Source organism: Bacillus cereus group sp. BfR-BA-01524, assembly GCF_022662595.1.
In the GTDB taxonomy this organism is placed as follows: Bacteria; Bacillota; Bacilli; order Bacillales; family Bacillaceae_G; genus Bacillus_A; species Bacillus_A thuringiensis_S.
The window spans coordinates 16,255-31,100 of record NZ_JAKUDW010000008.1; the positions used below are offsets into that span (position 1 = coordinate 16,255).

Consider the following 14,846-nt stretch of genomic DNA (forward strand, 5'->3'; position numbering starts at 1 on the left):
AGGTGAAAAACATGAACAAAACAGAATTAATTAAAAACGTAGCACAAAATGCTGAGATTTCTCAAAAAGAAGCTACTGTAGTTGTACAAACTGTAGTAGAATCAATCACTAACACTTTAGCTGCTGGTGAAAAAGTACAACTTATCGGATTCGGTACATTCGAAGTTCGTGAAAGAGCTGCTCGTACAGGCCGTAACCCACAAACTGGTGAAGAAATGCAAATCGCAGCTTCTAAAGTACCTGCTTTCAAAGCTGGTAAAGAACTAAAAGAAGCTGTAAAATAATGAAAAATATCCTTCTCATTTATGAGAAGGATATTTTTTTCATAACATAATTAATAAAAATCTGACCATTATGCTGTTTCTTTTGTTCTTTTATGCAAATAAAACCTTTACTTTCAAAAAAAGGTTTTGCGGTAATGCTCGCCTCTGTATATATCTCCCTATGCCCCAATTTCACTGCTTCTTTTTCTAACTTCTGTAGTATGTATGAAGCGACTCTTTTCCCTTGATAATCTTTATGCGTAAATAAGCGATCCACGTAATGATCATCGTTATAATCTCCAAACCCCACAATCACACCGTTATGATCCGCTACATAACTAATATTCTTTTCTAAAGACTTTAACCAGCTTTCTCTATCTAGTCGATCCGGTGCCCACGCCTGTATCTGTAACTCATTATAATCTTTTGCATTAACCGTATGAACTGTTTCATAGAACAATTGTAATACTTGATCTAAATTTTCTTTCTGGAATGTTCTAATTATAATATCTTTTAACATATATAAGTCTCCTTACCAAACTACCTCTTTACTTTTCTACTATATACGACTCCATATTTCTTCTTTATTATATCGTTTTAATTTCTATACGAACAAAAAAACAATACTTATTCAAAGTATTGTTTTTTAATTCTATTCAATTACTTAATGTAGCTTTTTAAGCTTTTAATTTAACTCTTTGTAATCGTAATGCATTTAATACAACAGATACAGAACTAAATGCCATCGCTGCTCCAGCAACCCAAGGTGCTAAGAAGCCTAATGCCGCAATTGGAATTCCTAACGCGTTATAAGCTAATGCCCAGAATAAATTTTGTTTAATATTTCTTATCGTCATTTTACTCATAAAGATCGCATCAGCAATACTATTTAAGTCACCGCGGATTAACGTTATATCCGCTGCTTCCATCGCTACATCCGTTCCCGTTCCAATTGCCATACCAATGTTCGCTGTAGCAAGAGCAGGAGCATCATTTATCCCATCTCCAACCATCGCTACTTTCTTACCATTTGCTTGCAATTTTTTCACTTCTTCTGCTTTTCCTTCTGGCAATACTTCTGCAATTACGTGATCAATACCAACTTGCTTTGCAATCGCCTGAGCAGTTTGTGTATTATCTCCTGTAATCATCACAACGTCTAGACCCATTTTTTTCAGTCTTGTGATAGCTGCTTTTGAAGTATCTTTCACAGTATCTGCAACGGCAACTATACCAGCATATTCTTTATCGATTGCAATAAGCATTGCTGTTTTTCCTTCTCGTTCTAGCTCTTCCATTGATTTTGAAACTTCTTCAATATCAATATTGAATTTCTTCATTAATCGACGTGTGCCAATTAATAATTGTTTTCCTTCTACAACTGATTCGATACCGAATCCAGGAATCGCTTCAAACGTTTCTGAACTTGGAATATCAATTTTCTTTTCTTTAATTCCTTCTACAATCGCTTCTGCAAGTGGGTGTTCAGAATTTTTTTCTGCCGCACCTACTAAACGTAGTATTTCTTCTTCATGGAATCCATCTGCTACAATTATATCTGTTAACACAGGCTTTCCGTTTGTCACAGTACCTGTTTTATCTAGAATAACTGTATCTAATCGATGCGTTGCTTCTAAATGCTCTCCGCCTTTAAATAAAATACCATACTCAGCTGATCTTCCTGATCCTGCCATAATAGATGTAGGCGTTGCAAGACCTAATGCACATGGACAAGCGATAACAAGTACTGCTATCATTTTCTCAAGTGCTCCGCCAAAATCACCAGGTGTAACAAATATCATCCATACTGCAAATGTGATAATCGCAATCACAACTACAACCGGTACGAAAATACCTGAAATTTGATCCGCTACCCTTTGAATAGGAGCTTTTGAACCTTGTGCCTCTTCTACTACTTTAATAATTTGAGCTAATGCAGTATCTCTGCCTACTTTAGTTGCTTTCACTTTTAAAAAACCATTTTTATTTATTGTCGAACCTATTACTACATCCCCAATTGACTTATCAACAGGAATACTTTCACCCGTTAACATCGATTCGTCAATCGCTGATTTTCCTTCTACAATCTCACCATCTACTGGTATTTTTTCACCAGGCTTTACATAGACGATATCACCAGCTACTACTTCTTCAATCAAAATTTTTATTTCTGTTCCATCTCGCACAACTGTAGCTGTCTTCGCTTGTAAACCCATCAATTTTTTAATCGCTTCTGATGAGCGCCCTTTTGCTTTCGCTTCAAATAATTTACCTAAAATAATTAATGTAATAAGTACCGCACTCGTTTCAAAATATAAATCTGTCATATGTTCCGAAGAACCAATAGATTGAATACTTAAATATACACTATAGAAATACGCGGCCGACGTTCCAAGCGCCACGAGAACATCCATATTAGCACTTTTATTACGTAACGCTTTATAAGCCCCAACATAAAACTGTCCACCAATGATAAATTGAACAGGAGTTGCAAGTGCTAGTTGCACCCAAGGGTTCATTAACATATCTGGTAAATAAATAAACGACGTAAATGCGAAATGACTAACCATTGCCCACAATAATGGGAAAGATAAAATAAACGAAATAATAAACTTCTTCTTTTGTCTTTCAATTTCTTGTAGTCGATGATCAGTTGATGCATCTTGATCATCTAGTTTCACTTCTAATTTATATCCTAGCTTCGTAATCGCGCTCTTCATTTCATTTACATTAACTTCATCAGGATTAAAGTCTACTGTGGCTGATTCTAAAGCAAAATTTACTGTCGCCTTGTTCACACCATCTAACTTATTTAAACGCTTTTCAACTCTATTTGCACATGCTGCACATGTCATTCCTGAAACAGTAAATTCAGCTTTATCACTTACAATTCCATATCCTAATGATTCAACTTTTTCTTTAAATTGTTGCGGATTTGTTTTAGTTGGATCGTACATTATTTTTGTTTTTTCAAGCGCAAAATTTACATTTGCCTCATGAACACCTTCTACTTTTTTTAGACCTTTTTCAATTCTATTTGCACATGCCGCACATGTCATTCCTGATATTTGAAGATTGGCCTCTTTTTTTTCATTCATGTCTCTCACCTCTATATACCCTTATGAGGTATAATTATTAGCAAAATAAATCGTACTTCATTTAAAGTACGATTTATTTCCATATCTAAAAATAATTATTGAACATCGTATCCTTGATCTTCGATTACAGCAACGATATCTTTTAATGTTACAGCAGACGAGTCGATAGTAACTTCAACAGTTCCTTCTGCTAATTGAACCTTCACTTGTTCAACACCGTTTAGCTCTTTCACACTGCTTTCGATAGCATTTACACAATGTCCACAAGACATACCTTCAACTTGTAATGTTAACTGTTCCATTTAAAATCCTCCTCTTGTTTATTCATTGTTTGTTAATCACAATTACATCTTACCATACCCCCCTAAGGTAATCAATGGTTTTATATCATGATTTTTCAATTATTTTCTAAAAGTTTATTTTACACACACTTTTTCACTACAATACACCAAAATCCAATATAAGGATAAACAAAAAAACAAGCCAGTTAAATACTAGCTTGTTTTTACGCTTTTGAAAAACGTTCAAATACTGTCATTAATTCTTCAATTGCTTCGTCACCATTTCCATTTTTAATAGCTCCTGAAACACAATGACTCGTATGATTTTTGAGAACGCCCATTCCTACTTTTTTCATCGCTGCATTAATCGCTGAAATTTGCACTAAAATATCTACGCAATAACGATCATTTTCAATCATGTTTTGAATACCGCGGACCTGTCCTTCAATTCTCTTTAATCTATTTATAATCTGTTCTTTTTCTTTTTCTGATCTATGTGTTACTGCTTCATGTTCTTTATGATCCATATTATCACCTTCTTAAAGTTTCTCTTCATCCAATAAAACAATTGTTTTTTATGAGTATACCAATTATAGCATTAAATATCTACGCATGATACCCCATAAGAGTATATTTACACTTTATGATTATTCTTAACAACTCATTAGCTTCTTAATCTCAATTTTCAGTATACCCTTTCCTTTTTGCCGAAAAAATCATTATATCTCTCATCAAAATTTAATAAAGTGAAACAAGAATAAGCGGGGATTACCCGCCCCCGCTTATTCTTCGTCTATAATGTTTAAATTTTAATTTTCAGATATTTAATCCAAGAATTTTTTCTTTCCATATATAATTATTGCTGATCACATACTTTTGTATCATTCACTACTGAAGTTCCTTCAACGGTTACCGTATGAAAACAGTCATTTACTCGAACTGTCACAACATTATCTTGCCGATCAATGATATGATATTCATTAAAATTTTTATTTAGAGCACTGCGAATTTGTTCTCCTTCATAAATTGGGATGCCATGCGATAGAACCCAAATAAGTCCAGCGATAGCAAGAATAGTTTTCATACGATCTACCTCCTTGGGAATATAGTGAACTTTTAATCCATGCTTTTTCAGCTCTAAGAATCATGATTGGAATAAACCAAGCCTTTTTGGAAATAAGTTCATTTCGTCTATTTTATGTTTATGCTAATTGTGACCGATTTGTGACAACTTTTTGTCTCTTTAGACGAAAAGTTGAAACAAAACTTTCAAAAAGAACAATTCTACATATTAAAAAGGTTATGGAATGTTTCATCCATAACCTTTTTAAGCTCAATTCTACAACTGATCCACCGTACTTCATGTGATCTTTGTAGACTTGTTTTATTTTCGTTCAGTGGCATCAAAGCAAAACTTCGAAAATACTTCCCACACAAGTTCATTTCTGCTACTTACCCCAGTCTTTTCAAAAATGGATTTTAAATGATCTTGTACCGTGTATATAGATATACAAAGTTCTTGGGCTAATTCCTTTGTCGACATACCTGTAAGAATTTTACGTATTACTTGCTTCTCACGCATTGTAAAACTATAAGTTTCCATAATAAGTGGAAAAATCTCTTCCGGTCTTGCTCTTTCGAATAGAACAATATAACCATCTTGAAAACTACTTGTATGTTCTAACTTACTAGCCCGAATGATTAAAAAATGGCCATAGGCTAAAGGTAGACAAACTTTTTCTTCTCTATTCATACACCCTACATTATACTCGTTAGCCTTTACTTTCGAACAAACTGCACGTATTGGTCTTGGTATTTCTTTTATATTTAACTGTTCATACTTTCTAAGATTTGAAAGCCACTCGCTGCCATCTTGATTCCAATATAATACATTAAATTCCTCACTTACTATAATCGTGCCTGTGCCTATCACCTTCTCTTCTGAAAAAGGTATAGGAACTGCCTTCTTTAAAGCCTCTCCAGCAATTGGGACTATCGTTGCTAAGTACTTACAATCATCGATATGAAACGCGGGACTTGTACTTCCTCGAAATAAACTAAGATGGCCATAACATTTTCCCTTACTCATACAAACGCCCCTTAATTCATCTCCAAAATTTGCTGGTTTTAAAATATTTCGGTATCTCGAACTTTTCTTTTGTTCACCATTTGTCGCCATACTTAGAGAAGCAACATGAGGGGAGTGTTCTGTTAAACATTTAAATTTATTAAAATCATCTTCTAAAAATTCATTCATAAACAATTGTGGATGAATCTTTTCAACACTCTCATCGGTAAATGCCCCAGTAGATAAAAAAGAAATCGGGTCTATAGTTGTAAAACAAGCGGCGTCAAAATCAATGACTTTACGTATCAAGTGGAGAAATGACTCTTGAAATGACCTTATAGAACTTATATGATTCGCCACCATTGTAATTTCTTTCATTGTTTTTTCATGCATCCTCTTCCCCCCAGATTTACGGGATTGTTCCCCTTCATAATTTCATTTCATAATAAACCTATAAAACACATACTTAGGAGGTTTAAAATGAATTGGAATGATACTACCGTAAATTCATATGAACAAAGAATTCCATGTAAAATCCCAGGCTACTACCACTTATATGAAATGATGAATCATTTCTTGTTTACTACACTCCCTAAAAAGAATATCAATCCCAATTTGCTAGTTATAGGTGCTGGTGGCGGACAAGAAATTCTCTCAATAGGCAAACAAAATAGTAATTTATCTTTTACAGGTGTCGATCCATCTGAAAGCATGCTACAGTTAGCTAAAAAAAGAATTAAAAACGAAGGCATACAAAATCATGTTCATCTTGTACATGGAACTATCCACACATTATTACCAAATCAGTTATTTGACGCTGCCACCTGTATGCTTGTCCTGCACTTCATTCCAACTAATAAGGAGAAAAAAGAACTTATTAATGACATCAGTAGTCGCCTAAAGCCTGGTGCGCCATTCTTTCTCTCTTCAATAAATGGTGTGCCCCATACGAGTATATTTTCTACACAATTACATGCTTGGCGCAACCATATGACGCAAAATCAAATTCCATTAGAAGATTGGGACCGATTTGAAAATTCTTTTGAAACAGAAATATTCCCTATTTCCGAAGCTAATTTATTAACTATCATGAAGGAATGTGGCTTTACTCAAATGACTCGCTTTTTCACTAGTTTTTTAATTGATGGATACGTTGCCTTTAAACAATAAGGAAAAAAGGTAAGCAATTGCTTACCTTTTTTCCTATACGTAACTAATAAACCTCAACCCTTTACTTAAAGACGTCGGCACAACAGATGCATGATTCTCCCCTTCAGCTTCATAAAACTTAAATTTAAGTTTATCGTGGTTTACTTGGAGAAGGCGCTCTGATAATTCATTTGCACCTACAACCATATGCTCTCGTTCTAGTGACCCAACTGTAAGGAACACTCCTGTTTCAAACTTAGCATTGTTTAATTCATGTATAAGGCTCTCTTCTTTTTCAAGAACGGATTTATTATTCCACCATATAGATGGACTACTAATAAAATAATTTTGAAAAGCATTTAAGTTTGTAAATAGTATATGCAAAGCAAATAGTCCACCTAAAGAATGTCCAAATAACGTTTGCTTACTTTTATCAATCTCAAAATTCTTTTCAATTTGTGGTTTCAGTTCTTCTTCAATAAAAGTAAAGAAATTATGTGCTCCTCCTGTTTTAGGCCACGGTTTACCGTCTGGTTTTAAAGGGGTATCTTTTGAAATTACGCTAGGCGTAAAATCATAGCATCTTTCTTCCCCTGAAAATGCGCCTTCAATTGGATACCCCACTCCTACTATAATAGCTGGTGAAACACCAGTTTTTTCCGCTCTTACTGATTGTATTTTAACTGCTTCATGAAATGTTTGAAAAAAGGCATTGCCATCTAATACGTAAATAACAGGATATCCTGAATCCGGTGCTGGTTGCCTCGGCTTTGAAATATGAATTTGATATTCCTTACCTTCTAATTTTGAATACATTTTCCACTGCTCTGTATTAGATGTTATAATCTGCTGTTTTTCAATTGTAGTATTCACCCTATCCCCCCCTTTTAACTTGTTACATATATTTCGATTTTTTCTTCTTGAGATACAACGCTATCATAACCGAAACAAACAGGAGCCCCATTATACGGATCAATCATGACACGCGCATCAATATGAAATACTTCTTTTAACACTTCATTTGTAATGATTTCTTCTGGGCTACCAGTTGTAACAATTTCGCCTTCCTTCATTGCAATAATTTCATCTGAAAACCTTGATGCATGGTTAATATCATGTAATACCATAACAACCGTACAATTATGTTCTTTATTTAACTTCTCCACAATTTGTAATACATCTAATTGATGAGACATATCAAGGTATGTAGTTGGCTCATCTAATAGCAACACTTCTGTCTCTTGTGCTAATGCCATCGCTAGCCATACCTTTTGTCTTTGACCGCCTGATAAATTTGCAATTTGTCTCGTTCGAAATTCAGAAGTTTTCGTTATATCTAATGCCCAATCAATCATTTCTTTATCTTTTGTCGTTAACTTATTTACGTTATTGCGATGTGGATAGCGTCCATAAGAAATTAATTCTTCCACTTTAAGTTCACCTGGTGCAATTGGAGTTTGCGGGAGTAAAGCTAACTGCTTCGCAATTTCTTTCGTTGGAATTGTATGTAAATCTTGCCCTTGCAAATATACTTTTCCGCTTTTTTGTTTTAAAATTCTTCCCATCGTTTTTAACAATGTCGATTTACCGCAACCGTTTGGGCCTATAATTGTCGTTACTTTTCCTTCTTGTATTTCCACATTTAAATCGCGAAACACTGTAAGCTTTTCATAACTTGTTTCTAAATTTTTTGCACTTAAAATACTCACTTTTATTCCTCCTCTTACGCTTTCGCCTTATAAAGTAAATATAAGAAATACGGTACACCGACAATAGAAATAACGATTCCAACTGGTAGCTCTACAGGTGTGAAAACTGTTTTCGCAATAAAGTCTGAAGCAATTACAAGAAACATTCCGATTACGCCGCACGTAGGAATTATATACTTATGTTGAATACCGACAAGCCTTTTCGCTATATGCGGTGCCATTAAGCCAATAAAACCGATACTCCCTGAAACAGCAACACATGCGCTCACAAGCCCGATACTACTTAATAGTAAAATCGATTTCTCTCTTTCTACTGAAACACCTAAACTTGTAATACTCGTTTCTTCCAATTGAAATAAATCTAATAAATAAGCTTTCTTTTGTATAAGCGGAATTAAGATAATAAGCCATGGTAACATAGCCACAATATACTTCCAGTTCGCACTATATATGCTTCCAGACACCCACACTGCAGCCATTTCAAAATCAGTTGACTTCATTTTGAGTGATAAATACATAGAAAAGGCTCCAAATCCTGATCCAATTGCAATTCCTGTTAATAAAAGTCGCTGCGAATCTAATTTACCGTTTTTCCAAGAAAACAGATAAATGATGATAGCTGCACCTAATCCGCCTACTAAACCAAACATTGGCATCATCATAATAGAAACCCAGTCTGTGCTTTTTAATTGTCCTTGAAAGAAAAACATAAAAATGACGATCGCTGTTCCTGCTCCGGCATTTACGCCTAAAATACCTGGGTCCGCCAACCCATTTCTCGTAATCCCTTGAATAACGGCACCCGCAACACCAAGGCCTAATCCTACTAATCCAGCAATTATGATGCGCGGAAGGCGAAACTCAAAAATAACTAAATCATGTTCTGGTACTGGATCAATTCTAAACAGTGTTTTAAATACATCTGTAATCGTAATGTCGAACGTACCATTTGTTAAACTAATATAAATAGCACATAGTATTAAAAATATAATAATCCCCATCGTCATTCCGAAACGTTGACTTGAACTTTTAAGCATGTCTCTCTCCTCCTCTAGTACGGATTAAATAAAGGAAGAAAGGAATTCCAATTAAAGAGGTAACGACTCCAATAGGTGTTTCAAATGGATAGTTTACAAATCTACTTAAAACGTCACATAACGCTAAGAAAACGCCACCAATAACACCTGCACATGGCAAAATCCACTTATAATCTACCCCAATTATAAAGCGGGTAATGTGCGGAATAATTAAACCTACAAAACCAACTTTCCCCACTAAAGCAACTGCTGTTCCTGTTAAAAAGATAACTGATAAAATTGCCATCGCTTTAACTAGTTTTGTACGTTGCCCTAAATTAATAGAAACCTCTTCGCCTAATGAAAGAATGGTAATAGATTTTGATATTAACAGTGCTAAAATTATTCCAATTATCCCAAACGGTATCGTGATTTTAATGATATTAGGATCTACTTGATCTAACTTTGCATTAAACCAAAAACTAACATTTTGAGAAATTTGGAAATACGAAGCCATTGCAGCCGATACACTACTTAAAAATGTTCCAATAACTGTTCCTATAATCGCTAACCTAACTGGTGATAAGCCATTTTGAAGGAGCGAACCAAAACCAAACACGATACCGGCTCCTAGTGCAGAACCAATCATTGAACATAAAACCATACCAATTGATGACATTCCCGGAAGAAAAATCATGCTAAGTGTAATAACAAAGGCAGCACCATCCGTCACACCCATAATAGAAGGGGATGCAAGATAGTTTCTTGTCATCCCCTGCATAAGTGCTCCTGATATGGCTAGAAATGCTCCGACTAAAAGAGCTGCAACTACCCTTGGTAAACGTGAAGTAATAATAATATTATGATTTACATCGCTTGAATCAAAATGAAATAATGCGTTCCACACTGTTTCAGCGTCAATACTTTTTGCCCCATACAAAATCGAAAGTATAACTGTAAATAAGATGAGTATGGGTGCTATACATAATATAGTTACTGGTACTGCATTTGTTCTCTGCATATCATTCAACGCACCTTACTTATTGTATTATTTAGATAAATTTTTCACTGCTTCTTTTAAGAATGCTGTTTTACTCCAAGCTGTACCACCTTGTGCCATTGGGTCTACAACATTTACAAATACTTTCTTTTCTTTCGCAGCGTTCATACTTTGCCAAATTGGATTATTTTCAATGTCTTCTAGCACTTTCGGTTTATTATTTTCACTTGCCTCGTATTGTAAGAAGATATAATCAGGATTAACTTCAGCTAATTTTTCTAAAGAAATTTTCTCTTGTGCTTTTACCGTTTTAAGTTGTTCTGGAGCAGTTAGTCCAAGATCTTTATAAATTACGGGGTTAAAGTATACTCCTTCTGGGTATAGGAATAAGTCATTTGCTCTTAGTCTAATGACAAGTACTTTTTTATCTTTTAACTTATCTCCTAGTTTTGCTTTTGCTTTTTCAGCGTCCGAATTGTAGTCTTTAATAATTTTTTCTGCTTTATCTTTTTTACCAGTTAATTCTCCCATTAACTTTAAGTTATCTTCCCAATTTGTTGAAACGTGTGATACCGGGAATGTAGGAGCTACTTTCGTAAACTTTTCAGCTGTTTCTGCTGGGAATTTCGTACTTGATGTAATAACGTCTGGTTTTAATTGAAGTAATGTTTCGAAATTTGGTTCCATTTTCTCACCAACAGATTTCGCACCTTCTAAATCTTTCTCAAGATACTTCGGTAATTTACCACCCACAGTAATGGCACCAACTGGTTTAATTCCAAGTACTGCCGCATCTTCCATTGACTCTAAACTAGCTGTCGCAATTTTATCTACTTTTGCTGGCACTGTATATTCTTTACCTAAATATGTAATTTTTCGCTTTTCATCTTTTTTCGTTTCCGTAGCTTTCGTCTGTTGTTTTTGCTCGCCTGAAGTTTTATCCGTACTATTACATGCCGCTAAACCTACACTTAAAACTGTAACCATCCCTAAAGTAAATAATTTCTTGTTCATCTTTATATGTCTCCTCTCGAATTTTCAAACTATATTCTCAATAAAATTTAACTATATGAATCTTGTCCCATATATATATTTCATTAGATTAATAATTTTATCCAGAACTCATTCTCGTTCACTTCCCCTAGACTATAATTCTTTTACACCTTCATCATTTGATAATCATTTTCACTGATAATGATTATCGTTACTAAGTATATATTTAATATAGAATTATTTCAAGAATGATTTGAAAAATTTTAACAAACTGAATAAAAAAAGAAGTATCCACCTAATATTAGGGAGATACTTCTTTTTTAGAAATTTATATGTAATTCAACTGGACAATGGTCTGACCCCATTACTTCACTATTAATTTTCGCTTCTGTTATTTGGTCTTTCATTCTTTCCGAAACACAAAAATAATCTAAACGCCATCCAATATTTTTTGCTCTCGCTCCCATCCGATACGACCACCACGAATATGCACCTTCTTGATTAGGATAAAGATAACGATACGTATCAACAAACCCTTCTTCTAAAATACATGTAAATTTCTCTCGTTCCTCATCAGAGAATCCAGGGTTTTTACGATTACTTTTTGGATTTTTTAAATCGATTTCTTTATGAGCAACATTTAAGTCTCCACAAAAAATAACTGGTTTTTTCTCATCTAATCGTTTGATATAGGACCTGAAATCATCTTCCCATTTCATTCTGTAATCTAATCTTTCTAATCCACGTTTTGAATTTGGTGTATACAACGTTATCATGTAAAAATCTTCGAATTCTAAAGTAATAAGTCGCCCTTCTTGGTCATGCTCTTCAATGCCTAAACCATATGTAACTGAAAGCGGTTCTTTTTTCGAAAAAATAGCTGTTCCTGAATATCCTTTTTTCACAGCATAATTCCAGTATGTATAATATCCCTCTAGATTTAAATCAATTTGCCCTTCTTGTAATTTAATCTCTTGTAGACAAAATATATCAGCACTTGATTCCTCAAGATATTCCAAAAATCCACCTTTTGTGATAACTGCTCGCAAACCATTTACATTCCATGAAATTAACTTCACTTTTAGCCCTCCTCTTGATGTTTATTTCCAAATTTCATGCTATCACAAAATAGAAAAACAATCATATTTCCACCTTTGTAATCTTGCTCTTACATTTATGAATACATACATACGCACTTTATTCAGGTTATACTAACTTCAGAGGTGATGTTCTTTGCACAATGAAGGAGTTACATTAACAAATGAGTATTGGCAAGCAATTATTCATAATGATTCTTCCTATGATAGCAAATTCTTTTATGCTGTGAAATCAACTGGAATCTTTTGCAGACCATCATGCAAATCAAGAATACCGAATAGAAACAATGTACGAATTTTTCATCATGCGGAACAAGCATTAAGTGAAAACTTTCGCCCGTGCAAACGTTGTAAGCCAAACGGGATCACTTTGCCTAATGAAGAGTGGGTAGAACAAATTAAAGACTATATCGAAAAGCATTATGACGAATCCTTAACTCTCGACATGCTTGCGGAAATGTGTCACGGTAGCCCTTTTCATTTGCAGCGTACTTTCAAAAAAATAATAGGGCTAACTCCTATAGAATATATACAACAATTCAGGGTTCTTAAAGCAACCGAATACCTTTTACACACAAATCAATCTATTAAAGAAATTAGTACTGCTGTCGGGATAGAAAACCCAGAGTATTTCGCAACTTTATTTAAAAAGAAAGCCGGATTTACTCCTACTGAATATCGAAAAAAGAACGAAATGAAAGAGGGATACGATAATGAATTCCTACAAAAATAATTATATATATTGGACGCTACTTACACATAAGAATTGGCGATTTCATATTGCTGCAACTGAAAATGGACTATGTTTCATTGGATCACAAGATGAAAACTTTGAAGAATTAAATATATGGGCTAGAAAAAAACTGCCCCAACATATATTGATCCATAGTCCAGATTACTTGCAAATATATACGAAAGAAGTTATCGAGTATTTAGAAAACAAGCGAGAAACTTTTACATTCCCTATCGATGCTTATGGAACTAATTTTCAATTATCTGTTTGGAATACGGTACGTGAAATTCCTTATGGAAAGACATATTCTTATACAGAAATTGCTGAAAGAATTCAAAAACCTACAGCTGTGCGCGCCGTTGCTTCCGCTATTGCTGCTAACCCTCTTCTTATTACAATTCCTTGTCACCGCGTTATTGGGAAGAATGGGAAACTAACCGGATTTAGGGGTGGATTAGACATGAAGAAAAAATTGCTTGCATTAGAAAAATTGCAGGTGGAATTCATATGACAGCAGAATATAATAGCGCATTATCTGTAGCAGTTCCGAAAGAATTTTGTTTCCAAGAAAATTTACGCTATCTATCACGTTCGAACAATGAATGTATGTTCCATATTGAAGACAACAAAATTTATAAAGTTATCCCTGTTCAAGATGTAAATCCTTTAGTTGAAATTAGTTTGAATACTGATGGCAATATTCAAATACGTTGTTTAGAAGAATCATATACATCTGAAAAATCGATACGTGAGGCTGTAGCTAACTATGTAAAAGAATGGTTTGATTTAACTACTGATTTAGCCCCTTTTTATACATTAGCTAAACATGATTTACTCCTTCAAGGACCAATTGAACAATATTATGGCCTTCGTAATTTAGGTATTCCAGACTTATTTGAGGCACTTTCCTGGGGAATTATCGGTCAACAAATTAACCTAGCATATGCTTATACACTAAAAAGAAGATTAGTTGAGCAATTTGGAAGTTATGTAGAATGGGACGGTAGAAAACATTGGATTTTCCCATCACCTGAAACAATTGCAAATCTACATCTAGAAGATCTCCAACAATTAAAAATGACGACTAGAAAATGTGAATATTTAATCGGTATTGCGAAGCTTATTACAGAGAGAAAACTGTCAAAAGAGGAGTTACTACAAACACAAAATATAAAAATTGCTGAAAAACAGTTAACTGCTATCCATGGTATCGGCCCATGGACTGCCAACTATGTTTTAATGCGTTGTTTAAGATTTCCTTCAGCTTTTCCAATTGATGATGTTGGTCTGCATAATGCAATTAAATTTATAATAGGCTCCGAAAATAAACCGACTAAAAATGAAATAAAAGATTTTGCAGCAAACTGGGCTAATTGGGAGTCTTATGCGACTTTTTATTTGTGGCGAGTACTATATTAAAAGAACCAAGTAGCACATTC

The 14,846-nt window shown here is 34.3% G+C and carries 17 protein-coding genes; 5 read left to right on the forward strand and 12 right to left on the reverse strand.

Annotated features, from left to right (window positions below):
* Positions 1-11 precede the first annotated feature (11 nt).
* Entirely contained in the window at positions 12-284 is a 273-nt protein-coding gene (locus MR170_RS04185; RefSeq protein ID WP_001043904.1) for an HU family DNA-binding protein, read from the forward strand.
* Between the two features lie 19 nt (positions 285-303).
* Here MR170_RS04185 and MR170_RS04190 read toward each other — a convergent pair whose 3' ends face one another.
* The 6 genes from MR170_RS04190 to MR170_RS04215 all read right to left on the reverse strand — a co-directional run bounded on the left by MR170_RS04190 (position 304) and on the right by MR170_RS04215 (position 6,103).
* Entirely contained in the window at positions 304-783 is a 480-nt protein-coding gene (locus tag MR170_RS04190) for a GNAT family N-acetyltransferase (protein ID WP_242307332.1), read from the reverse strand.
* A gap of 157 nt (positions 784-940) precedes the next feature.
* Positions 941-3,361, reverse strand: coding sequence for a heavy metal translocating P-type ATPase (locus tag MR170_RS04195; protein ID WP_098629923.1), 2,421 nt, complete (start codon positions 3,359-3,361; stop codon positions 941-943).
* A gap of 95 nt (positions 3,362-3,456) precedes the next feature.
* Complete coding sequence (gene copZ, locus MR170_RS04200; RefSeq protein ID WP_000436973.1) at positions 3,457-3,663, reverse strand: copper chaperone CopZ; 207 nt, start codon at positions 3,661-3,663, stop codon at positions 3,457-3,459.
* 203 nt (positions 3,664-3,866) lie between these two features.
* The gene (locus tag MR170_RS04205; protein WP_000349637.1) at positions 3,867-4,169 is read right to left on the reverse strand and encodes a metal-sensing transcriptional repressor; all 303 of its coding nucleotides are present in this window, start codon (positions 4,167-4,169) and stop codon (positions 3,867-3,869) included.
* Between the two features lie 329 nt (positions 4,170-4,498).
* Complete coding sequence (locus MR170_RS04210) at positions 4,499-4,726, reverse strand: hypothetical protein (protein ID WP_000849103.1); 228 nt, start codon at positions 4,724-4,726, stop codon at positions 4,499-4,501.
* A gap of 300 nt (positions 4,727-5,026) precedes the next feature.
* Positions 5,027-6,103 (reverse strand): helix-turn-helix transcriptional regulator, encoded by a 1,077-nt coding sequence (locus tag MR170_RS04215; RefSeq protein WP_016080588.1) that lies wholly within the window; start codon positions 6,101-6,103, stop codon positions 5,027-5,029.
* 87 nt (positions 6,104-6,190) lie between these two features.
* On the opposite strand from MR170_RS04215, the gene MR170_RS04220 reads away from it, so the two are divergent.
* Entirely contained in the window at positions 6,191-6,880 is a 690-nt protein-coding gene (locus MR170_RS04220; protein WP_029443080.1) for a class I SAM-dependent methyltransferase, read from the forward strand.
* Between the two features lie 33 nt (positions 6,881-6,913).
* On the opposite strand, the gene MR170_RS04225 is transcribed toward MR170_RS04220, so the two are convergent.
* The 6 genes from MR170_RS04225 to MR170_RS04250 all read right to left on the reverse strand — a co-directional run bounded on the left by MR170_RS04225 (position 6,914) and on the right by MR170_RS04250 (position 12,656).
* Positions 6,914-7,732: an alpha/beta hydrolase gene (locus tag MR170_RS04225; protein WP_242307334.1), complete on the reverse strand. Its 819-nt coding sequence runs from the start codon at positions 7,730-7,732 to the stop codon at positions 6,914-6,916.
* A gap of 14 nt (positions 7,733-7,746) precedes the next feature.
* Complete coding sequence (locus MR170_RS04230; RefSeq protein WP_000025766.1) at positions 7,747-8,568, reverse strand: ABC transporter ATP-binding protein; 822 nt, start codon at positions 8,566-8,568, stop codon at positions 7,747-7,749.
* 14 nt (positions 8,569-8,582) lie between these two features.
* Positions 8,583-9,605, reverse strand: a complete 1,023-nt coding sequence (locus MR170_RS04235) for a FecCD family ABC transporter permease (RefSeq protein ID WP_016080584.1) — start codon at positions 9,603-9,605, stop codon at positions 8,583-8,585.
* Positions 9,598-10,605: a FecCD family ABC transporter permease gene (locus tag MR170_RS04240; protein WP_226604259.1), complete on the reverse strand. Its 1,008-nt coding sequence runs from the start codon at positions 10,603-10,605 to the stop codon at positions 9,598-9,600. Before MR170_RS04240 ends, MR170_RS04235 begins: the two co-directional genes overlap by 8 nt.
* A gap of 27 nt (positions 10,606-10,632) precedes the next feature.
* A complete protein-coding gene (locus MR170_RS04245) occupies positions 10,633-11,598 on the reverse strand; it encodes an iron-hydroxamate ABC transporter substrate-binding protein (RefSeq protein ID WP_016080583.1) in 966 nt (321 codons plus the stop codon).
* 299 nt (positions 11,599-11,897) lie between these two features.
* Entirely contained in the window at positions 11,898-12,656 is a 759-nt protein-coding gene (locus MR170_RS04250) for an exodeoxyribonuclease III (protein ID WP_242307344.1), read from the reverse strand.
* A gap of 154 nt (positions 12,657-12,810) precedes the next feature.
* On the opposite strand from MR170_RS04250, the gene MR170_RS04255 reads away from it, so the two are divergent.
* From MR170_RS04255 to MR170_RS04265, 3 genes are read left to right on the forward strand one after another with little or no spacing between them, the layout of a single operon-like run.
* On the forward strand, positions 12,811-13,407 hold the full coding sequence (locus tag MR170_RS04255) for a bifunctional transcriptional activator/DNA repair enzyme AdaA (protein WP_050844440.1): 597 nt from the start codon (positions 12,811-12,813) through the stop codon (positions 13,405-13,407).
* Positions 13,388-13,918: a methylated-DNA--[protein]-cysteine S-methyltransferase gene (locus tag MR170_RS04260; protein ID WP_016080580.1), complete on the forward strand. Its 531-nt coding sequence runs from the start codon at positions 13,388-13,390 to the stop codon at positions 13,916-13,918. The genes MR170_RS04255 and MR170_RS04260 overlap by 20 nt, the downstream gene beginning before the upstream one ends.
* Entirely contained in the window at positions 13,915-14,826 is a 912-nt protein-coding gene (locus MR170_RS04265) for a DNA-3-methyladenine glycosylase 2 (protein WP_043936364.1), read from the forward strand. The genes MR170_RS04260 and MR170_RS04265 overlap by 4 nt, the downstream gene beginning before the upstream one ends.
* Positions 14,827-14,846: the final 20 nt, after the last annotated feature.